Below are 19,214 nucleotides of genomic sequence, written 5' to 3'. Positions count from 1 at the left end.
AAAATTCGTTGGTCACGCGCGCGGCGAATCCCTAGCATCGAAGCTTTCTCGTCACCCAACGGTACGCTCCTCATGACAGCTTCGATTACCGGCCGCGCCGCCAGCCTCGGCCTGACGCTCGAATCCGCGTCGGCACCCGCCGCCAACTACGTGCCCTTCGTGGTCGAGGGCGATCTGCTCCACATTTCCGGTCAGATCTCACGCCACAACGGACAGCCTGCGTATCTCGGACGTCTCGGCGACAATATCAGCGACGACGAAGGCGCTCAGGCCGCGCGGCAGTCGGCGCTCGGTGTCGTCGCGCAGATCGTCGCGGCGACAGACGACCGGCTCGATCGCGTGGCACGCGTCGTGCGCCTGAACGTATTCATCGCGAGCACGCCGGCATTCAGTGCTCAAAGTGTGATTGCCAATAGCGCGTCCGACGTGATGGTGCAGATCTTCGGCGAGGCCGGCCGTCACGCGCGCAGCGCGGTAGGCGTCGCGTCGCTGCCGGCGGGAGTCGCCGTCGAAGTCGAAGCCGTGATTGCATTGAAGAACACCTGAACTCAACTCATCACCTCGGAGCCGCCAATGTCTTCTCCGCTGTCGCCCGCTATCGTGGATGCTTTACGCGCTCGCACGCCCGGCGTTCGCACGACGACGCATTTCAATCACGCTGGCGCGTCGCTGCCGTCGGCTGCCACGCTCGACGCGATTCACGCGCACCTGGTGCGCGAAGCGTCGATGGGACCGATGGAAGCGGGCGCGGCCGCCGCCGAACAGACCGAGCGCGCGCGCACGCTCGCCGCGCGATTGCTGAACGCGCAGCCTGCCGAGATCGCGTTGACGACAGGCAATTCGCCGGGCTGGGGCGCCGCGTTCGCGGGGTTGGGGCCGTGGCGCGCAGGGCAACGCATCCTCGTCGGGCGGCACGAATGGGGCGGCAATCTCGCGACCATGCGTCTGGTGGCGCAACGTGCCGGCGCATCGATCGAGCCGATTCCATCGGATGCCAGCGGCAGGGTCGATCCTCGCGCGCTCGAAGCGATGCTCGACGACCGGGTCCGGCTGATTGCACTGACGTGGCTGCCGGCGAATGGCGGACTGATCAATCCGGCCGCCGCAATCGGTCAGATTGCACGCCGTCACGGCATTCCGTATTTCATCGATGCGGCGCAGGCCGTCGGACAGCTTCCGATCGATGTGGCCGAGCTGGGTTGCGACGTTCTGGCCGGCCCGGGCCGCAAGGCACTGCGCGGACCGCGCGGCACTGGGCTCTTATACGTGCGACGGGACTTTTTGCCTCGCCTGACGCCAGCCTTCGTCGACACGTATTCCGCGCCGCTCGATGCCCATGGCGAACCTGTACTGCGCGACGATGCCGTGCGCTTCGAGTCGTCGGAGGCATCGATAGCACTGCATTGCGGATTGGCGAATGCTTTGGAGGAAGCGCTGGAAATCGGCATCGACAACATCCATGCGCGGATCGATCAGGTCGCACAGGCATTGCGCGAACAATTGGCCGCGCTGCCGGGCGTGTCCGTGCTCGATCAGGGGATTGAACGATCCGGACTCGTATCGTTCAACGTCGCCGGCATGGATGCTCTTTCGGTGCGACGTTCTCTGGCGACCCAGGGCATTACGATCGGCTCGAACGGTGTCGCATACACGCCGTTCGATATGACGAGCAGAGGGTTGACACAGATTGCGCGTGCGTCGGTCAGCTATCTGACCACCGACGCCGAAATTGATAAATTGCTGGCGGGGATACGAACGTTGACGCATTGAGTACCACGAGCGTCGCTTCCAACTCAACGGCCCGAATCCGACTATGAACTCCACCTCATCGCCCAGCCTCGACTTATCCAGGTTTCCGCGCCGCACGCTTCTCGACGGCCCCACGCCCATTCAACATCTCGCGCGTCTGAGCGCTCGCCTCGGCGGCGCGGACATCTACGTCAAAAGAGAAGATCTGACGGGACTGGGCGGCGGCGGCAACAAGCTGCGCAAGCTCGAATTCCTGATCGGCGAAGCACTCGCGCGTGGTGCGGACACCGTCATTACCGTCGGCGCGCGTCAATCGAATCATGCGCGGCTCACCGCGGCCGCGGCGGCTCGCGTCGGACTTCGATGCGAGCTGGTGCTGACGAGAACCGTGCCGCGCTTCGATCACGATTATCTGGAGAACGGCAACGTCCTGCTCGATGCGCTATTCGATGCGCGTGTACATGATCTTCCCGGCACGGCCAACGCGCTGCAATTCGCCGAGGAGCGCGCCAACGAGTTGCGTGCGCAGGGCCGTAACGTTTATGTGTGTCCGTTGGGCGGGTCGAGCCCGGTCGGTTGCCTCGGCTATGCGGACTGCGCTGCTGAAATCGTCGCTCAATCGCACACGCAAAACCTGGCTTTCGATCGCATCGTGGTGCCGAACGGAAGCGGCGGCATGCAGGCGGGGCTGGTCGCGGGTTTTGTCGCGATGGGTTTGGATCCATCGTGTATTGCCGCATTCACGGTATTGGGACGCGCTGCGCACACCTACCCGCTGACTTTGGAAAAAGCGAACCAGACGGTTCAACTGATCGACCCAAGCCTGCGCGTCAGTGATGACGCAATCTCGATCGACGAAGCGCAGCTCGGACCCGGCTATGGCATTCCGACCGAAAACATGCGGGCCACGGTTCGCCTGATGGCATCGACGGAAGGTCTATTGCTCGATCCCGTGTATAGCGGCAAGGCGTTTGCGGGTCTTGTGGAAAACGTGAGTACCGGGAAGTACCCGGTGGGGCAGAAGATTCTATTTGTGATGACCGGCGGACTGCCCGGACTATTTGCCTACCGGAACGAATTCTGAGGCGCTGCGAGGGCGCTTGAGTCCCGAGCGCCGCTCATGCTGAAGGTGCATGAACGCGAAAACACTTTGACTTTGGTGCCGACGGCGAGACTCGAACTCGCACAGCTTTCGCCACTACCCCCTCAAGATAGCGTGTCTACCAATTTCACCACGTCGGCATTTCACTGCAGTCTGGAGCGCACCGGACTGTGCCGAATGCGTCTACCAACTTCCCGCCACATGGGCAGAGGGCCGCAATTGTAGCAGCAAAATTATTTTTTTAAAGCCCCTCTTGTGATTTTGTTCGGCTGTTGCGAAACCCGCGGCCTCGCAACAGCTTGTAAGGGCTGACGCTTGTCGGGCGCTCCTTCGGGGAATGCGGCACATGGTGGGCCACTATGCTCGTACGCTCATGCGCTGAACGAGCGCTTCACGGCTAACACACCATGTCACCACCACGCACATCATCCTGGCGACTCCGGCAGCGTCTGCTTCTCGCCTCGCTGCTAACCTCGATTTCCATGTTGCAAGGTTGCGCGACGACGGTGGAAAACCTTGCCGTAGGCGTCGGTCTCGGCGCGGTTGGCACCGTGTCGGCGGTAGGCTGCCTGCTCGCATGTGACCTGGCCAATCCGCATTGGTGAAACGCCACGCGGTGGGGCGACGAGCAGCTAGTATTCGAATCTCGACATCGACGATTCACGAAAACGGAGCCTCCTTGCCACAACACGCCCTCCACCTCTACACCGACGCGCAATTCGCGAGCCCTTACGCGATGTCCGTCTTCGTGACGCTGCACGAGAAGCGCTTGCCGTTCGACTTTTCGACCGTCGATCTCGCGAGCAAAGCGAATCACGCGACCGACTACGCGGCCCGATCATTGACGCGGCGCGTGCCGACGCTGATACACGATGATTTTGCGTTGTCCGAGTCGTCGGCAATTACCGAATACCTCGAAGAGACATTTCCGCAGACGCCGGTCTATCCGCAAGACCGACGTCTGCGCGCGCGAGCGCGCCAGGTGCAAGCGTGGCTGCGCAGCGATCTGCTACCGATCCGTCAGGAGCGTTCCACCGAAGTCATCTTCTTTGGATCACGCGGCGGCCCACTTTCCGCCAGCGCAGAACAGGCGGCACAAAAACTCTTCGCCGCCGCCGACGCGTTGCTTCCAGCCAACTCGCCTAACCTGTTCGGCGAGTGGTGCATCGCCGACACCGACCTCGCGTTGATGCTCAACCGCCTCGTGCTGAATGGCGATCCGGTTCCGCCCAGGCTCGAGGAATACGCCACGCGACAATGGCAGCGTGCCAGCGTGCAACAGTGGGTTCAGCTGAAGCGTCCGCCGTTATGAAGTGGCCCGGCGTGGCCGCCCGCCACGCCGGCAAGCCATCGATAGAAGCGGCGAGACAGCCGCAAAGAATCTGAATTAGATGAGCATCAAAAGATGCACTAAATGCGAATATTACATTTGCGTTTTATCTGATCTTCCCTGCTCCGCCATTGCCCGATTCCTCGCCCGCTCCCTTTGCTGCCTCGCACGCACGATGCTGACCACAATCAGCACGATCGCAAGCAATGTCAATTCGATCATTGCAGGAATCTGAATTGGATCATGAAACATGGCGGACCTCCGTCACATGATTTCGTCATATTACGCCTCGCAGTAGAAACCCACGAGTATTGCGCCGCACCATCGAGTTTATCTTGCTATCGTTACACCGGCCTTTACTAAAGTTGCCAGCGATCAATCGAAAACATTTTGTCACGCGAAAACTTACAAGTTTCAGATAGCTGTCCCTAAACAGTTTATTTGCGCTAGAGTACATGAGCGATCAGCCAGATCGTGAGCCGTCCCGACAATTCAAAGGTGTTTTCTGTTACGCGTTTCATTGCGTGTACTAATGAAGCACCTGGACTCGTTGAAGATATTGCGCCATGCCATATTTTCCCGTCGCCTACTGTGGTCCCGCGGCTGTCCCAGAGAGCTTGTGGTTGCGCTGGAATACGGACCCGCCATTGCTCGTCGCGCTCGCGGCCCTTGCATGGATCGTAGCCAGCGGCCGCTCGGCGAATGCACGGGCGGGATGGGTTGCCATCGCGTTGATGGCGGTCGTGTTCGTGTCGCCGCTCTGCGCGCTGTCGTCGGCATTGTTCTCCGCGCGCGTCACACATCACATCATTCTGATCGCCGCCGTCGCGCCGCTGCTCGCGCTCGCGTTTCCGCTGCCGCGGCTCATGCATCCGCCACTCGTGCCGGTGGTCGCCGCGCACGCGGTGATCATCTGGTTGTGGCATGCACCGGGGCCCTACGCATGGGGACTATCGAGCGTGCCCGGCTACTGGCTGATGCAGCTCACGTTGCTTGGTAGTGCTTGGCTCATGTGGCGCAGCATTTTCTCGCCATTGTTGCCGACCGGACCCGCGCTAATGGCGCTCGTCGCGACGATCGGCCATATGGGTCTGCTCGGTGCGTTGATCGTGTTCGCGCCGGTGCCGCTCTACGTCGTGCACTTCGCGACCACGGCCGCGTGGGGGCTCACGCCGCTCGCCGACCAGCAACTCGCCGGACTGCTGATGTGGGTCCTGGCGATGATCCCTTATCTCGCGGCAGGACTCTCGCTCGTCTGGTCAAGCCTGCGCGTCAGAGAGCCCGCACTGTGACGACACTCCTGAAATTCATTCATCTGGCCGCGATCGCTATCTGGTCGGGCGGTTTGATCGTGCTGCCGTATCTGTTCTGGCAGCGCCGCGGGCTCGCGGCCGGCACCGAGCTCGACCGGCTACACCGCATCACGCGGCTCGTGTTCGTGGAGTTGACCTCGCCCGCCGCGTTCGTCGCGATCGCGAGCGGCACCGTGCTGATCTTTCTGCAAGCCACCTTCGTCGAGTGGTTCACCGCGAAGATGGTGTTCGTCGGCATCATGGCGATGCTGCACGTGCTGGCCGGCCTCGTGCTGCACGATCTGTATCTGCCCGACGGCCGCTTCGGCCGGGCCTCGGCGATCGCGCTAACGATTGCTTATCTGGTCGTGATCGTCGCGATCATCTGGATCGTGCTGGCCAAGCCGCAGATCGACTCGAACCTGTTCGCCCCGCATCTGTTCGAGCCCGGCGGACTTGGCCGGTGGCTGCATCATTCCTTCGGCGAAACGAGAATCCCCACGCCATGATCGAACACGAGCTTGCCCCCATGCCAGCCGGCGAAGCCCGTCATCACCGAGCTGAGCGCCGAGAGCACGAGTCCATGCGGCAGGATCTGGTCGGGGTACAGCAGCCGCACGCCCCAGTTCGCCCCGGCGAGCGCGACGAGCGTCATTGCGGCGACCGCGTGCGACCAGCTCGCCTCCTTCAGGCGGATGCCGCGCACGAGCAGCAGCTCGGCCGTGCCGACCACGCTCGCGGCCACGCCGCTCCAGAACGCGAAGCCGGCGGCCCACAGGCCGGCGCGGATCCAGAACGGGTCGCCCGTCCACCAGTAGATCACGTCGACGCCCAATGTCGCGACGACGAACGCGATCGGAAAATGCACCATCATCACGTGAATCGGATGGCCAACGAGTGCCACCGCCGAACCCTTGTCGAGCCGCTCCAGTTCGACCATCACTTCGCTTCTCGTGCCGGTTCCCGAATTGCCTTTGTTTGCCATGGTGGTGTGCCCTCGCATCGAATGCCTGGTGGTGCAAACCATCATAGCTGCTTGCGTCGGGTGGTCCAAGCAGGATCGCTCGCGGCGTTGTCCGGCTGCACCGGGCCGCTTTCGACACTCGAACCGTCCGGCCCGGCCGCCGCCTCGATCGCCGGGCTGTGGTGGGTGATGCTGACGGGCGCGGCGATCCTGTTCGCGATGGTGCTCGTGCTGTTTCTGATGACGGTGTTCCGGCCCGGCTGGGGCTCGCAGGTGTCGCCCGCGCGCTGGATCGTGCTCGGCGGTCTCGTGCTGCCCGCGGTGATCCTGATCCCGCTCGTCTGCTACGCGCTGTACGCAGGCGAGTTGCTGCTGCCGCTGCGCGCGCATGCGCCGGCGCGCATCGAGGCGATCGCGCAGCAATGGCGCTGGACCTTCCGCTATCCGGAACTCGGCAACGTCGAAACCGGGAACGTGCTGCATCTGCCGGCGGGCACGCCGGTCGATATCTCCGTGACCAGCTTGGACGTCGTGCACGCGTTCTGGATTCCGCGCTTCGCGGGCAAGATCGACGCCGTGCCGGGCCACCACAACCTGCTGCGCATCGAGGCCGATCAGCCCGGCCAGTACGCCGGGCAATGCAATGAGTTTTGCGGTATCGGTCACGCGCAGATGCACTTCACCGTGATCGTCGATCGTGCGGAAGATTTTCCGGCCGCAGTTAAAAGCGCCGCCACCAACGGGGAGGTGAAGAAATGAGTGTGCCGGTCGAGCCGCCATCACAGGGCATCAACGCGCTGCGACTGCACCGCCAGCTTGCCGCGATCTGGGGCACCGGGCCGGGTCTGCAAAAGCTCGCCGCGGTCAACCATACGATCCTCGGCATGCGGATGATGATCACGTCGTTCGTGTTCTTCGCGATCGCCGGGATTCTCGGCATGCTCACGCGCGTCCAGCTCGCGACGCCGCATGCGAACTTCATGGACGTGGAAACCTATAACCAGGTCTTCACGATGCATGGATCGATGATGCTGTTCCTGTTCGCGATCCCGATGGTCGAAAGCTTCGCGGTCTATCTGACGCCGAAAATTCTCGGCACGCGCGACTTCGCGTTTCCGCGCCTGACCGCTTACGGCTACTGGTGTTATCTGTTCGGCGGCACGATCCTGACCGTCTCGCTGATTCTGCGCAGCGCGCCCGACGGCGGCTGGTTCATGTACACGCCGCTCAGCTCCAACGTGTACACGCCCGGACTGAACGCCGACGTCTGGTTGCTCGGTATCACGTTCGTCGAAATCTCGGCGCTGTCGCTCGCGATGGAAATCGTCGTGTCGATCCTGAAGATGCGCGCGCCGGGCATGTCGCTCGACCGCATGCCGATCTTCGCGTGGTACATCCTCGTGACCGCGATGATGATGATCGTCGCGTTCCCGCCGCTGATTCTGGGCTCGATCCTGCTCGAGGTGGAGCGCGCGTTCAACCTGCCGTTCTTCGATCCGACACGCGGCGGCGATCCGCTGCTGTGGCAGCATCTGTTCTGGCTGTTCGGCCACCCGGACGTGTACATCATCTTCCTGCCGATGGCCGGCGTGCTGTCGACGATGATCCCCGTGTTCGCGCGACGCAAGCTCGTCGGCTATCGCACGATCGTCGTCGCGATCATCGCGCTCGCGTTCCTGAGCTTCGGCATCTGGGTGCATCACATGTTCACGGTGGGCATTCCGCATCTCGCGCTCGCGTTCTTCTCGGCCGGCTCGGCGATCGTCGCTGTGCCCACGGCAATCCAGTTCTTCGCGTGGCTCGCCACGCTGTCGCATGGCCGGCCGCGCTGGGACGTGCCGATGCTGTACATCTTCGGCTTCTTCTTCGTGTTCACGTGCGGTGGCCTGACCGGCGTGATGCTCGCGATCGTGCCGTTCGACTGGCAGGCGCACGACACCTACTTCGTCGTCGCGCATATGCACTACGTGGTGGCCGGCGCGCTCGCGTTTCCGATGCTCGCGGCGTTCTATTACTGGCTGCCGCTGCTGACAGGGCGCACCGCCGTGCACAATCTTTCGGTGCCGGCGTTCTGGCTCGTGTTCATCGGCTTCAACATGACGTTCTTCATGATGCACCTGACCGGCCTGCTCGGCATGCCGCGGCGCGTCTTCACCTATAGCGGCGACGAAGGCTGGAACTGGCTCAATCTGCTGTCCTCGGTGGGCAGCTTCGTGATGACGATCGGCTTCGCGCTCGTCGTGATCGACATCATCGTGCAGGTGCGTTTCGGCCAGCGCGTGCGGCGCAATCCGTGGGACTCGACCACACTCGAATGGGCCATGCCGATTCCGCCCGCCCCGTACGCGTTCGCGTCGATCCCGCACATCGACGCCGAATCCGAAAAGGTCCCACCGGGCCAGCTCGCCAGCTCGCTCGCGCGCGGCGAAGGCTACCTCGGCTTCACGCGCAACGGCTGGCAGGAGACGCTCGGCGTGCATATGACTTCGGGCGAGCCCGAACAGCTGATCGTGCTGCCGAACGCGACCTATCTGCCGCTCGTCACCGCCCTGGTGACGGGCGCGGCGGTGCTCGCGATGCTGTTCAAGTTCTATCTGCTGTCGGTCGCGTTTGCGTTCGTGACGTTCGGCCTCTTCATCTACGCGGGACAAAGCGCAGGCCATGCGCGCGATTACGGCGCGCTGCCGGTCGGCCGCGGCGTCAGCGTGCCGCCGCACACCGAGGTGGCCGGCGCGCCGTCATGGCTTTCACTGATCTGCGCACTGGTCGCGGACGGCACGCTGTTCACGTCGCTGGTTTTCGGCACGTTCTATCTCTGGATCGCCGCGCCGAACTGGCCGGCGGCGGTGACGCCGCATCCGAGCCGCCTGCTCGCGCTCGTCGCGGTCGTCGCGCTCGCGCTCGCGGCGGCCGCCGCGCATGGCTCGCTGCGGGCCGCCGCGGCGGAGCGCAAACCGCATGGCACGATCGGGCTGACGGCCATCGCACTGATCGTCGCGCTCGTCGCCTGCGTGATGCTGATCAACGGCGTGACACCGAATCCGCGCGAGCACGCACTCGGGGCGACGGCCGCGGCGCTGCTCACGTATATCGCGATTCACGCGGGCATCGGGCTGCTGTTCCTGATCAGCAACGTGCTGCGTATCGGCGCGGGCTTCGTTTCCGCGCGCCGCCTGACCGACCTGCGTCTCACGCGCCTGTGGCTCGATTACACGTTTGCGACGGGCCTCATCGCGCTTGCACTCGTGCTTGCGCTGCCGAGCCTCGTCGCCATGCTGGGAGCCCGACCATGAATGCGCGTCCGCTCTCGCCAAGGCGGTTGTGGTGGCTCGCCGTCGGCTTCACGATCTGGTGTCTCGCGTTCGTGATCCTCTATGCGCTCCATGCGATCGGCTGCGCGTTCGCATGGCCGACCGGACCGCTGCGCGCCAGTCTCGCGATCATCCTGCTGCTGCATCTGATCGCGATCGGCTGGCTGTGGCGCTATCGCGCCGCGACCCGCGACCCGGGGCCCGAACGCATCAGCTCGTTCATGCATACCGTCGTCGTCTGGACCCTGATCGCCGCGTTGGTCGCAACCGTGATCACGTTCGGCCCCGCGCTACTGCTCACCACCTGCGTCTGAACGCGGATCGGGCGCGAGCCCGGGCGACGCACCCTTGCATGGAGGAGCACTGATGCGGTCTCAAGATCTCGCACGCAAAGCCGTCTGGTCGGCCATCTATCTGCTGTTCATTCTCGCGCCGCTGTTCGCGCTGCTGGCCGGTACGCTACCGCCCGCGCGCAACTTCGGCACCGAGTTCTCGGTGGCGCTCGGCTACTCCGGCCTCGCGATGATGGGCCTGCAATTCGGCCTCACCGCGCGCTTTCGTCACGTGACCGAGCCGTGGGGCGAAGACGTCATCTACCATTTCCATCGACGCGTGTCGTTGCTCGCGGTCGGCCTCGTCGTCGTGCATCCGCTGATTCTGTTCGCGATCGGCTCCGATAAGCTCGAGATGCCCGACTCGCTGCTCGAGGTTCCATGGGGCGCGTGGTTCGCGTTCCTGTCGATCGGCTCGGTGATCGTGCTGGTGATCACAGCACTGTGGCGCAAGCAACTGAAGATCCCTTACGAGCTGTGGCATCTGTCGCACATCGCGCTCGCGCTGGTCGCGATCTTCGGCGGCGTGCTGCATATGATCGGCTGGGGCTTCTATCTGGCCGATCCGCTCAAGCGCACGCTGTGGATCTGCATGACGATCTTCTGGATCGCGCTACTGCTGTACGTGCGGCTGTTCAAGCCGCTTTTCATGCTCAGACGTCCCTACCGGATCGCCGAAGTGCGCGCGGAACGCGGCGACACCACGACGCTCGTCATGCAGCCTGAAGGTCATGCGGGCTTTCGCTTCCAACCCGGCCAGTTCGGCTGGCTCAACGTGTGGGGCAGTCCGTTCCGCATCACCGGCCATCCTTTTTCGTTTTCGTCGAGCGCCGAGGCCGCGAATGGCCGTGTCGAAATGACGATCCGCAATCTCGGCGATTTCACCAGCACGGTAAACACGCTCGAAGCCGGACAACGCGTGTATCTGGACGGCCCGTACGGCGCATTCACGATCGGCCATCCGACCGACATGCACGTGCTGATCGCAGGCGGCATCGGCATTACGCCGATGATGAGCATGATCCGCACGCTCGCCGACCGCGGCGATCGACGTCCGCTCGTGCTACTGTACGGCGGCAAGACGTGGGACTCGCTGACGTTCCGCGAAGAACTCGATGCGCTGAAAACGCGGCTCGATCTGCGTATCGTCTATGTGCTGTCGGACCCGCCCGAAGGCTGGAGCGGCGAAACCGGGCGCATCGACGCCGCGATGTTCCGGCGCCATCTGCCGCCCGAATTTGCCGATCACGAGTACTTCATCTGCGGACCGGATCCGATGATGGATGCGATCGAAACAGCGCTCGGCGACATGAAGGTGCCGCGCATCCGCTACCATTCCGAGCGCTACAGCTTCGTCTAGGAGAATCGCGATGCGTCGACTGTTGGCCAATCGTCTCGTCATTGCGACCGGCGTGATCGTCGTCGCGCTGTCACTTTTATTCGCGTATTTGCGCGTCGAGTCGCTGCATTGATGCTTCACGCCCGAAGGTTGAATCGATATGCCCTATTTCTTTGGAATTGGTCTTCACGTTTTTGTCGCGATCTTTTTCGCCGTCCACGCAATGCGCAATAACCAGGGCATCTACTGGTTATTCATTCTGTTTGCTTTTCCGCTGCTCGGCAGCGTCGTATATTTCTTCGCGATCTATCTGCCAAGTCTGCGCCATACGCGCGGCGCACGAGTAGCCACGCAGGCGATAACGCAATTCGTCGATCCGAATCGGGCGCTGCGTGAAGCGCGCGCCAATTTCGACCGTGCGCCGACCGTACAGCATCGGATGCGCCTCGGCGAGGCCTTGCTCGATGCCGGCGATCCGCGCGAAGCCCTCGAACATTTCCAGACCGCGGCGAACGGCCCGTTCGCGAACGATGCCGCGTTGCTGCTCGGTCTTGCACGCTCGCAGTTCGCGCTCGGCGAGTACACCGCCGCCGATGCGACCTTGGCGAATCTGTTCTCGGTCGATCCGCGAGCACGCAATCAGGGCATCCCGGCGCTGCTGTACGCGCGCACGCTGGCCGCACTGAGCGCACCCGGCGCGCGCGCGGCATTCGAACAGGCGCTGACCTGCGCGAACGACGTCGCGCCGCGCTGCCTGTTTGCCGACTGGCTCGCCACCCAACCGGACGAGGCGGACCGCCGCCGGGCCAGCGCGCTCTATGCGGAAATCGTTCAGGATGCCAGGCATTGGACGCGTCTCGCACGCGAGCACAATCGCGAATGGCTGCAACGTGCGCAGACTGCATTGGCCTCGGGTGCGGCACGGTCGTGAACATGCGGAGGAAAACTTCGATGCGACGCGCTTCCCGGACCTTTGCTTCAGTGCTGTGCGCGGCGATGGCTTTCGCAGCCGCTAGCGGTTCGACTTCAGCGCAGACCACTGGTACGCACAAGCCCTTCGAATGGCCCGCTTCGTTCGTCGTGCTCGGCGATGGCTATCCGCACTCGGGCGATACATGCCGGCGGCTCGGCGAGTCGACTGCAACCGCGAACTATCTCGACCATATGGCGATGCTGGTCGGCTGTCCGGGCTCGAGCGATAGCGCCGCCGCGCGCGCGATCCTCGAGCATCATCGGTACGCGCGCGCGGTCGGTCACGCGGATGGCGTGACGCTGATTTCGATATCAACGGAAGGGGCGCCGATCGACTCGCAGAAGAGCGTCAAGCCGGAGAAGCCATCGCCTATTAGCGCGACCGGCACGCTGCCGTGTGAACGCGGCAACGGACAGACCAGAACGATGTGCAAGTTCGGCGTCGAGCATCACGGCGATCGATCGACAACGGTCGTGGTCTACTGGCCCGATGGCGCGACGCGAGCGATTTTCTTCGGCGTCAGTGGCCGCGTGATCGGCACCGCTGCGTCCGCAAGCGATCAGCCGATGCCAGGTAACACGCTCACCCGCAAGAATGCCGGCATCAATCTGATTTCCATCGGCAATGAACGCTACGAAATCGAGGATTCAGTTTTATCCGGTGGTTGAATTGCGTCGAACGCCTGATTCGCCGCGCGTCACTTTCATTTCCATCCATCCCCCCGTTTGACTCCTGCCCCGGCTCGACGTGGCATCCCGCGACGTCAACGCCGCAGCATGCCGCGTGCCGCGTCGATCCAAATATTAGTAATAATCCGGCAATGCATCTAGCGTATGCGGATTGCGTATCCCGCTATACGCCTTGATTCTTTCATTCTCGTAAAGCAAAGATGCGGGATTACCCCATGTCGTCAAATCGATATTATTGACTAATATTATTACCTACCGGATGTCCGGTGCCGGCCTCGCCGGAGTCTTGCGAAGTAACCCGCGATCACAACGATTCTTTTTCCCGATCCGTACAACTAAGTATTTCCACCCGATCAGCGGTTCAACAGGAGGAGCTCATGATGTCCAGGAGAATGGGATTGGTGGCGGTCTGGCTGGCGATGGCCGTCGGACTCGCCGCGTGTAATGGCGACAATAGCGGCGCGTCGACATCGCCGGTGGCCGATGCAGCCACCTCGAGTTCGGCGTCGACCAATAGCGCCTCGCAATCGACTTCGAATGCATCGGCGGACAACAACGGTAAGTCGACCACCGCGCTGCCCTGCGACGCCGCCGCGACCGCCAACACACCCTGCTCCGCGGCGCACAGCGTGACCCGGCTGCTGACGAAGAACTACACGGGCCCGCTGTTCCAGATCAAACGCGCATCCGACAATACGACGCTCGACGTCTACCCGTACACCAACAGCACGTTGAAGGGCGGCGACCGCTCGCTGGTCGGCTCGGCGAATGTGCAGAGCACGCAATCCTTCTGTAACAACACGACCTGCTCCGTCACCTACATCTACGACCAGATCGATCTGGTCGCGCCATTGAAGGGCGGCGCATTCGGCAACGTACCCGCGACGCTCACACTCAACCAGGACGGCACGCAATCCCTGACGGTGCCCAACGGCAGTTCGGGCTCGCAGAAAACGACCACCGTGCCGGTTCTCAACGGCTTCGCGACGATCACGCTGCCGGGCACCGCGGGCACCCTGACCGTGCAACTGCTACAGCCGCCGACCGCATTGACCGCGCAAGCACCCACGCAGCAACTGACGATCGGCAATGACTTGCCCGCGCTACCCGGCACGCCGGCCAAGCTCGCACTCGTGACGACCAACGGTGTGCAGATTCCAGCGCTCGGCACGTTGGCTGGGCAGGCCTATCGCAATCGCTTCGGTACGGTGAACCAGTCGATCGGCGATAGCGAAATCGCCGAGTACATGGTGGCCGGCGCGCACTACAGCCAATCGTCGACCTGCTGCGGCACCTACGGCAACATGGAGAGCAGCGCGAATCCGGGCACCTATGCGCACGGCGAAGTGGAAGGAGAAATGTTCGCGCTCGCGTTCTCGAACGGCAACGCGGCCGTGTTCGGCTATTGCGATGGCGACTCGATCCAGCCGTCGAATGTGAAGGACCCCGTGTGCAATGCGCTCGATACCAACTGGCCGGGCGTCGACGCGGAAGCCGGCGTCTATCTGTACGGACCGCAGCAGCCGGCAAACGAGAAGTTCGTCACGGTGCTGTCCAAGTACTCGCCAGTCGCCGCCTCGAATCAGTTCGCGGTCAAAGGCGGCTCCGCGTCGCAGACCGTGTTGACTTCGCTGTACGACCAGGCGCCGCCTGAAGCGCTGATTTTCGGCAACGACGCAGGTCATGCATTCAACGGCCAATGGCAAGGCGGTCTGTCGCTCGGCGAAGGCGGTGACGGCAGCGCCGCGCCGATCCAGTTCTTCGAAGGCGCGATCCTCACCAAGGCGACCGCCGATACGACCGACAACGAGATCCAGTCGAGCATCGCGAGCTTCTACGGGCCGCCGTCGAACACGGCCGCGTCGGCCTGCTATGCGAACAACCTGATCGACTCGCCGCTCAGTCTCGCGACGCCCGATGCGTGGTCGCAATCGAACGGCGGAACAGCCGTGCCCGCCACCGACATCTCGGGTGTCAATCGCGGCGCCGCGACGGTCACGAGCACGAACGGTTCGGCCGTGTCGAACATCCACGAAGTGATCCGCGTGCAAGGTGGCCAGTCGTACACGTTCACCGACTATGTGCTCGCCACCACCAACGCGACGGTGTTCCCCGGCGGCTCGATCCAGACTGACGATCCGAGCGGCACGGAGTTCGGCTGGGTGCTGAACACCAACACCGGTGCGATCGTGCGCGGTACGTGGGGCGGAGGCCAGGCGACGGCGCTGAGCGCGGTGAAATCCGGCAACTGGTGGAAGGTGACGATGACGCTGACGGCTCCGGCCGGATCGAACAATGCGCAGGTGTTCATCGATCCGCCCACCTCGAGCAGCGCAGGCGTGCGCTCGCAGCAGGCTGCGTATCTGAGCGCGACGCATTACTGCCCGAGCCTCGCGATTCTGAGCGGCGCGAAGTCCTGAGCAGATTGAGCGCGACGCAACGACCGATGCTTCGTTGACGCGTCGCGCAATTGAAGGCACACTCGCTCACTATGCAAGCCCTCACGTCCCACACGATTGCAAAGCATCATCATGCGCATGCCCGCGCGGGACTGCCAGTGGGGACTCGCACACGCATACGACGCTAGATAGCATTTGCAGCGACATGCGCAAGAAAGCCCCGCCGGAAACGACGGGGCTTTTTGTTTTCTACGATCTGATCCGCTCATCGAACGAAGGATTGCCGCCATGACACAGGAAGCACAGACGCCCGCCGTATCGAAGACCTTTGCCACGCCGATCGAACTGTATCGTGCGCTTCTACGCGTGTGGTCCGGCGATACGTCGAGCCCCACTCACGCCTGGTCGGCGACGAATCCGGCGCAGAACCATTGCAGTGTCACGGCACTGATCGTTCACGACTGCTTCGGTGGCGAAATTCTGACGACGCGAACGTCGGGCGGCACTCACTTCTATAACCTGATCGATGGCAAACGATGGGACCTGACCATCAGCCAGTTTGCCGAGCCGATCCCGTTCGACGATACGCGGTCGAGTCGTGAGGAGGCCTTTGCGGATACGTCGCGGGAGAAGTACGAAATGCTGAAGTCGCGGCTTGTGCGCCTATGCTGACGGACGCTTTCGTGCACGCACTCGCCGCAACGCCAGCCACCATCCAAGGCGCATGCGCTTCTGCAGTCGGATCGGCGTGGATCCTACGGCCGGAAGCGGTGTCGCTGTACTTGGCGGGTCTTCCTTGAGTCTGTCGACAAACCGCTGGAGAGCGTCCAACTCATTCGCTTTGGAAAAATTCGCGCGCAGTCTGGCCATCCCTGGCTCAAGCTCAGCAAGATCGTCGACGCTATTGGACAACAGATGGGCGCGCGCCTCGACCCTTCTGACGAAGGCTTCAAGATCGCCAACGGCGATTTCTTCAAAGTTGGGTGATGCCCAGTATTCCCGGCCGCCGCCGCCGTGATACCCAATAACGTAGTTTCCGCACAGCGCAGCCTCCACTGGCGGCAAACCTAGCCCTTCCAAGCCTGAGAACGACATGAAGATTCGCGATTCCTTCAGCAACGCGGCAACTTCTGTCTGATTCATACCGTCGATTGCGCGGATTTCCCAACCCGGCGGCAGTCGTTTCTTCAATGCAAAGACGACGGCAGCAGCATGCGCACCGTTCTTGCGCGGCATATACGTGACGAGGTTGCGTTTTTTGCCATCGACGTTGAACACGCTGTCGTCTACCGAGCAAAACACCCGCACGATTCGGCTTGTCAGGTCCGGATAGTGAAGGGAAATCAGGGAGGAGGTATCTTCAGAAATAGACAGGATGGCGGACGCATTCTGATATGCGTGATCTACGTCGTCATCGGTACAACCGCGGTCGCGGTCACGCAAATAGTATCCATTCTGGACAAAAATCGAGTACTTCAGTCCGCGCGGAACCAGGATGCGCGCGAGTTGCGCCGCCTTAATTTCCGGCAACACCAGATGATCTGTCGGACGTAGGTCTCTGTCGGAAATCAAATGCGCAGCATGTTCGGCCCACGGATACTCATAACCACGCCGATCATGGATGATCGCGGAATCGATCACGCCACCGTTATTCAAATGGCTGGAATGATCGTAGATCACCTTGACCCCGCCAGCGTGCTCGGTTGCACGTGGCGACGTGCAGAAATACACTAAACGCACTTTCATAGTTCCTTCGTTTCTTTTGATCCGCTTGCGTGCTGAAGACGACGAATCTGATGATGCGCTTCGTCGAACACCTTTGGCACGAAAACCGCCTGCAACCCTGCGAGATTGAGCTGAGACCACGCTATCTCATGCGGGGGAATCCTTGGCTCCTCCATGCAACGCCTATTTGCCTCTCCGCCACTACACGGGTTCGAGTCAGCAAGCTGCTAGTGACCAAAGCTGCGATAGAAGGGCTCTGCGAGACGTCTGCTGACCGGGATCGTGAGCGCAATTCAAGAAAGATCATTGCGACCTCGATCGGATACGAACTCGCCGGTGATGCATTGGAGCGTGTCCGAATGCAAACATTGGATCGTCGCAGCTCTCTCTGCATCGATGCCGCCACGCGTGCCCGACAGAAACGACGCATAGCCGCCCGATACCACGATGATCAGCATGAAGAGTCCTCAGAAGATCAAACCAAAGGCGAACATCGCGATAGCCCCTGCGAAACGCGAACCCGTTATTATGCCCGCCGCGTTCGCATCTATAACGTGAGACTTCGAATATCTCGTCCCTTGCTCGGAGTTTTCCGCGATTCGGGTAGAGGTCTTGCAACAGCGCTTCCTCGGCCGTCCACGGCAAGACTTCCGGGAACATGCAGCACGGATCGCCCGCGCGGCCCGTTAGCCTCCCTGGCTCACTCGCCTGATGGCGAGCAAACCTCAACCGCGGACCGCCACAGTCACCACAACGAGCGCCGAGAAGATCAGCGCCGGGGCGAGATGCCGGAACGGCTCCCGATTTCGCAGCAACGTGACGAGCGCACCAATCATGATGGCACCGGCCAGCGCCAAGCCTAAAACTCGGGTTTGTTGTCCAAGAAGAAGCGCCGCACTGAGCAGTTCGAGAGCGCCACAGAGCAACCGAAACCATGCCGGGTAACCCCAGCGTGCGAAGTCGCGCTTCACCGCGCCCAGTCCTGCGAGATTGACCACCCCAGCAACCGCGAACAGAACCGCTACGATCGTCGGGAGAATCGATTCGATAGATGCAGTGTTCAACGCCATCGTTATGCTCCGTTGCTTTGCTGAAAGTGCTTCTGCACAGAGAGGTCCGCAATCAAGCGGGGGCCGTGGGGTTCCCACGCAAGCACTCGCCGCGCATGCTGGCCGCTTACCGTCTGGTCGAGCGCCAGTGCGTCAGCAAACGGCCCAAGCGATTGGCGAGCATCGTCGAGCGGCCAGAATTCGACTCGCTCGGCGCCGACCGACGCCCGAATCGCTTCGCCCATGTCGGCAACGGCAACCGCATCTTCCGCGACCACGTTGAAGACCTGTCCCGCGACACGATCGTCTCCGCTTGCCGCCCGCTCCACCGCGCTCAGGTAGGCCGTGGCGAGATCATCGACGTGCACGGCAGGCCAGTGATTGCGACCATCGCCGACGACTCTCACACTGCCGGCCTGACGGCTCATGCCGGCAAGCATGCCGAAGACGCCGCCGCCGTAGCCGTGCACCATCGCCGGCCTGAGGATCACGGCGGCAATCGAGCGGCGTGCTGCCAGCGCCTGCACGTGTTGCTCCACGGCGGGCCGCCAGGCGATGAGTGGTGTCGGGTGCAGCGCCGATGTTTCAGTCGCGGGCTCGCCCTCCGTATTGCCGTAGACCCAGGTGCCCGACGTATAGACAAACGCCGCGCCCGGTTGCAAATGCGAAAGCATTGCCTCAGCCGCGGCCTCGTCAGCAGCGGCGGCGGCAGCATCGTTGGTCGACGCCATGTGCACGACACCCTCAGCGGCACCGGCAGTCGCAGCGAAAGACTGTGGCTCACGCAAGTCGCCGGAATGCAGTGTCACACCGAGTCGTGCCAACGCGCCGGCGGCCGCCGAGCTGTCGTTGCGCACCAGCGCCGTCACCTGATGGCCGAGGCCGATTGCCTTGCGCGCGACCGCTTGCCCGATGAAGCCCGTACCACCTGTAATGAACAGTTTCAAAGCGTTCTCCAAT

The 19,214-nt window shown here is 62.4% G+C and carries 20 protein-coding genes and 1 tRNA gene; 14 read left to right on the top strand and 7 right to left on the bottom strand.

Features of this window, described 5'->3' with window-relative positions; all coding sequences use genetic code 11:
• Positions 1-72: 72 nt before the first annotated feature.
• From CI15_RS21895 to CI15_RS21885, 3 genes are read left to right on the top strand one after another with little or no spacing between them, the layout of a single operon-like run.
• Positions 73-546: a RidA family protein gene (locus CI15_RS21895; protein WP_062130912.1), complete on the top strand. Its 474-nt coding sequence runs from the start codon at positions 73-75 to the stop codon at positions 544-546.
• 27 nt (positions 547-573) lie between these two features.
• Positions 574-1,770, top strand: a complete 1,197-nt coding sequence (locus CI15_RS21890) for an aminotransferase class V-fold PLP-dependent enzyme (protein ID WP_062130909.1) — start codon at positions 574-576, stop codon at positions 1,768-1,770.
• A gap of 43 nt (positions 1,771-1,813) precedes the next feature.
• Complete coding sequence (locus CI15_RS21885) at positions 1,814-2,833, top strand: D-cysteine desulfhydrase family protein (RefSeq protein ID WP_062130906.1); 1,020 nt, start codon at positions 1,814-1,816, stop codon at positions 2,831-2,833.
• Positions 2,834-2,906: 73 nt separating this feature from the next.
• On the opposite strand, the gene CI15_RS21880 is transcribed toward CI15_RS21885, so the two are convergent.
• Positions 2,907-2,991, bottom strand: a tRNA-Leu gene (locus CI15_RS21880).
• A gap of 539 nt (positions 2,992-3,530) precedes the next feature.
• Between CI15_RS21880 and yfcF the strand changes: the two genes are divergently transcribed.
• Positions 3,531-4,163, top strand: a complete 633-nt coding sequence (gene yfcF / locus CI15_RS21875; protein ID WP_075643755.1) for a glutathione transferase — start codon at positions 3,531-3,533, stop codon at positions 4,161-4,163.
• Between the two features lie 111 nt (positions 4,164-4,274).
• Here the strand turns inward: yfcF and CI15_RS37340 are convergent, their stop codons facing one another.
• Positions 4,275-4,433: a hypothetical protein gene (locus tag CI15_RS37340; RefSeq protein ID WP_162842057.1), complete on the bottom strand. Its 159-nt coding sequence runs from the start codon at positions 4,431-4,433 to the stop codon at positions 4,275-4,277.
• A 314-nt stretch (positions 4,434-4,747) separates the two neighbouring features.
• Here CI15_RS37340 and CI15_RS21870 point away from each other — a divergent pair, with 314 nt between their 5' ends.
• Positions 4,748-5,473: a cytochrome c oxidase assembly protein gene (locus CI15_RS21870; RefSeq protein WP_241495890.1), complete on the top strand. Its 726-nt coding sequence runs from the start codon at positions 4,748-4,750 to the stop codon at positions 5,471-5,473.
• Complete coding sequence (locus CI15_RS21865; RefSeq protein WP_062130901.1) at positions 5,470-5,982, top strand: CopD family protein; 513 nt, start codon at positions 5,470-5,472, stop codon at positions 5,980-5,982. Before CI15_RS21870 ends, CI15_RS21865 begins: the two co-directional genes overlap by 4 nt.
• On the opposite strand, the gene CI15_RS21860 is transcribed toward CI15_RS21865, so the two are convergent.
• Positions 5,946-6,458, bottom strand: a complete 513-nt coding sequence (locus CI15_RS21860) for a DUF2231 domain-containing protein (RefSeq protein WP_062130898.1) — start codon at positions 6,456-6,458, stop codon at positions 5,946-5,948. The two genes, CI15_RS21865 and CI15_RS21860, sit on opposite strands and share 37 nt — an antisense overlap.
• Positions 6,459-6,545: 87 nt before the next feature.
• On the opposite strand from CI15_RS21860, the gene coxB reads away from it, so the two are divergent.
• The 8 genes from coxB (at position 6,546) to CI15_RS21820 (ending at position 16,152) form a co-directional block, all read left to right on the top strand.
• Positions 6,546-7,196 carry a cytochrome c oxidase subunit II gene (gene coxB, locus CI15_RS21855; RefSeq protein ID WP_241495889.1) on the top strand — a complete coding sequence of 217 codons (651 nt, stop codon included), beginning with the start codon at positions 6,546-6,548 and terminating at the stop codon, positions 7,194-7,196.
• Positions 7,193-9,730 carry a cytochrome c oxidase subunit I gene (ctaD, locus tag CI15_RS21850; RefSeq protein WP_062130892.1) on the top strand — a complete coding sequence of 846 codons (2,538 nt, stop codon included), beginning with the start codon at positions 7,193-7,195 and terminating at the stop codon, positions 9,728-9,730. Before coxB ends, ctaD begins: the two co-directional genes overlap by 4 nt.
• On the top strand, positions 9,727-10,062 hold the full coding sequence (locus CI15_RS21845) for a hypothetical protein (RefSeq protein ID WP_018423781.1): 336 nt from the start codon (positions 9,727-9,729) through the stop codon (positions 10,060-10,062). The genes ctaD and CI15_RS21845 overlap by 4 nt, the downstream gene beginning before the upstream one ends.
• Before the next feature lie 52 nt (positions 10,063-10,114).
• The gene (locus CI15_RS21840) at positions 10,115-11,440 is read left to right on the top strand and encodes a ferredoxin reductase family protein (RefSeq protein WP_062130889.1); all 1,326 of its coding nucleotides are present in this window, start codon (positions 10,115-10,117) and stop codon (positions 11,438-11,440) included.
• Positions 11,441-11,579: 139 nt separating this feature from the next.
• Positions 11,580-12,350 (top strand): tetratricopeptide repeat protein, encoded by a 771-nt coding sequence (locus CI15_RS21835; protein ID WP_062130886.1) that lies wholly within the window; start codon positions 11,580-11,582, stop codon positions 12,348-12,350.
• Positions 12,351-12,370: 20 nt separating this feature from the next.
• The gene (locus CI15_RS21830) at positions 12,371-13,060 is read left to right on the top strand and encodes a hypothetical protein (RefSeq protein WP_062130883.1); all 690 of its coding nucleotides are present in this window, start codon (positions 12,371-12,373) and stop codon (positions 13,058-13,060) included.
• A 398-nt stretch (positions 13,061-13,458) separates the two neighbouring features.
• Positions 13,459-15,501: an arabinofuranosidase catalytic domain-containing protein gene (locus CI15_RS21825; RefSeq protein ID WP_062130881.1), complete on the top strand. Its 2,043-nt coding sequence runs from the start codon at positions 13,459-13,461 to the stop codon at positions 15,499-15,501.
• Between the two features lie 267 nt (positions 15,502-15,768).
• Positions 15,769-16,152 carry a YunG family protein gene (locus tag CI15_RS21820; protein WP_062130878.1) on the top strand — a complete coding sequence of 128 codons (384 nt, stop codon included), beginning with the start codon at positions 15,769-15,771 and terminating at the stop codon, positions 16,150-16,152.
• Here the strand turns inward: CI15_RS21820 and CI15_RS21815 are convergent.
• The 4 genes from CI15_RS21815 to CI15_RS21805 all read right to left on the bottom strand — a co-directional run bounded on the left by CI15_RS21815 (position 16,144) and on the right by CI15_RS21805 (position 19,201).
• The gene (locus CI15_RS21815) at positions 16,144-17,226 is read right to left on the bottom strand and encodes a glycosyltransferase family protein (protein ID WP_062130875.1); all 1,083 of its coding nucleotides are present in this window, start codon (positions 17,224-17,226) and stop codon (positions 16,144-16,146) included. The two genes, CI15_RS21820 and CI15_RS21815, sit on opposite strands and share 9 nt — an antisense overlap.
• A 272-nt stretch (positions 17,227-17,498) precedes the next feature.
• Complete coding sequence (locus CI15_RS37010; RefSeq protein WP_161950050.1) at positions 17,499-17,663, bottom strand: hypothetical protein; 165 nt, start codon at positions 17,661-17,663, stop codon at positions 17,499-17,501.
• Positions 17,664-17,930: 267 nt separating this feature from the next.
• Positions 17,931-18,275 (bottom strand): DoxX family protein, encoded by a 345-nt coding sequence (locus CI15_RS21810; protein ID WP_062130872.1) that lies wholly within the window; start codon positions 18,273-18,275, stop codon positions 17,931-17,933.
• A 2-nt stretch (positions 18,276-18,277) separates the two neighbouring features.
• Positions 18,278-19,201, bottom strand: a complete 924-nt coding sequence (locus CI15_RS21805; RefSeq protein WP_062130869.1) for an NAD-dependent epimerase/dehydratase family protein — start codon at positions 19,199-19,201, stop codon at positions 18,278-18,280.
• Between the last annotated feature and the right edge of the window lie 13 nt (positions 19,202-19,214).

It is taken from the genome of Paraburkholderia monticola (genome assembly GCF_001580545.1).
GTDB classification, from domain to species: Bacteria; Pseudomonadota; Gammaproteobacteria; order Burkholderiales; family Burkholderiaceae; genus Paraburkholderia; species Paraburkholderia monticola.
Note: the sequence above shows the minus strand (reverse complement) of the source record. Positions and strands in the feature narration are given on the sequence as shown.

What these genes read in the sequence shown, in the direction of transcription:
- CI15_RS21815 (WP_062130875.1), bottom strand. Translation starts at nt 17,226, where the DNA reads ATGAAAGTGCGTTTAGTGTATTTCTGCACGTCGCCACGTGCAACCGAG.
- CI15_RS37340 (WP_162842057.1), bottom strand. Translation starts at nt 4,433, where the DNA reads ATGTTTCATGATCCAATTCAGATTCCTGCAATGATCGAATTGACATTG.
- CI15_RS21860 (WP_062130898.1), bottom strand. Translation starts at nt 6,458, where the DNA reads ATGGCAAACAAAGGCAATTCGGGAACCGGCACGAGAAGCGAAGTGATG.
- CI15_RS21825 (WP_062130881.1), top strand. Translation starts at nt 13,459, where the DNA reads ATGATGTCCAGGAGAATGGGATTGGTGGCGGTCTGGCTGGCGATGGCC.
- CI15_RS21830 (WP_062130883.1), top strand. Translation starts at nt 12,371, where the DNA reads ATGCGACGCGCTTCCCGGACCTTTGCTTCAGTGCTGTGCGCGGCGATG.
- CI15_RS37010 (WP_161950050.1), bottom strand. Translation starts at nt 17,663, where the DNA reads ATGCTGATCATCGTGGTATCGGGCGGCTATGCGTCGTTTCTGTCGGGC.
- CI15_RS21895 (WP_062130912.1), top strand. Translation starts at nt 73, where the DNA reads ATGACAGCTTCGATTACCGGCCGCGCCGCCAGCCTCGGCCTGACGCTC.
- CI15_RS21810 (WP_062130872.1), bottom strand. Translation starts at nt 18,275, where the DNA reads ATGGCGTTGAACACTGCATCTATCGAATCGATTCTCCCGACGATCGTA.
- CI15_RS21820 (WP_062130878.1), top strand. Translation starts at nt 15,769, where the DNA reads ATGACACAGGAAGCACAGACGCCCGCCGTATCGAAGACCTTTGCCACG.
- ctaD (WP_062130892.1), top strand. Translation starts at nt 7,193, where the DNA reads ATGAGTGTGCCGGTCGAGCCGCCATCACAGGGCATCAACGCGCTGCGA.
- CI15_RS21840 (WP_062130889.1), top strand. Translation starts at nt 10,115, where the DNA reads ATGCGGTCTCAAGATCTCGCACGCAAAGCCGTCTGGTCGGCCATCTAT.
- CI15_RS21885 (WP_062130906.1), top strand. Translation starts at nt 1,814, where the DNA reads ATGAACTCCACCTCATCGCCCAGCCTCGACTTATCCAGGTTTCCGCGC.
- CI15_RS21870 (WP_241495890.1), top strand. Translation starts at nt 4,748, where the DNA reads ATGCCATATTTTCCCGTCGCCTACTGTGGTCCCGCGGCTGTCCCAGAG.
- CI15_RS21845 (WP_018423781.1), top strand. Translation starts at nt 9,727, where the DNA reads ATGAATGCGCGTCCGCTCTCGCCAAGGCGGTTGTGGTGGCTCGCCGTC.
- CI15_RS21835 (WP_062130886.1), top strand. Translation starts at nt 11,580, where the DNA reads ATGCCCTATTTCTTTGGAATTGGTCTTCACGTTTTTGTCGCGATCTTT.
- CI15_RS21890 (WP_062130909.1), top strand. Translation starts at nt 574, where the DNA reads ATGTCTTCTCCGCTGTCGCCCGCTATCGTGGATGCTTTACGCGCTCGC.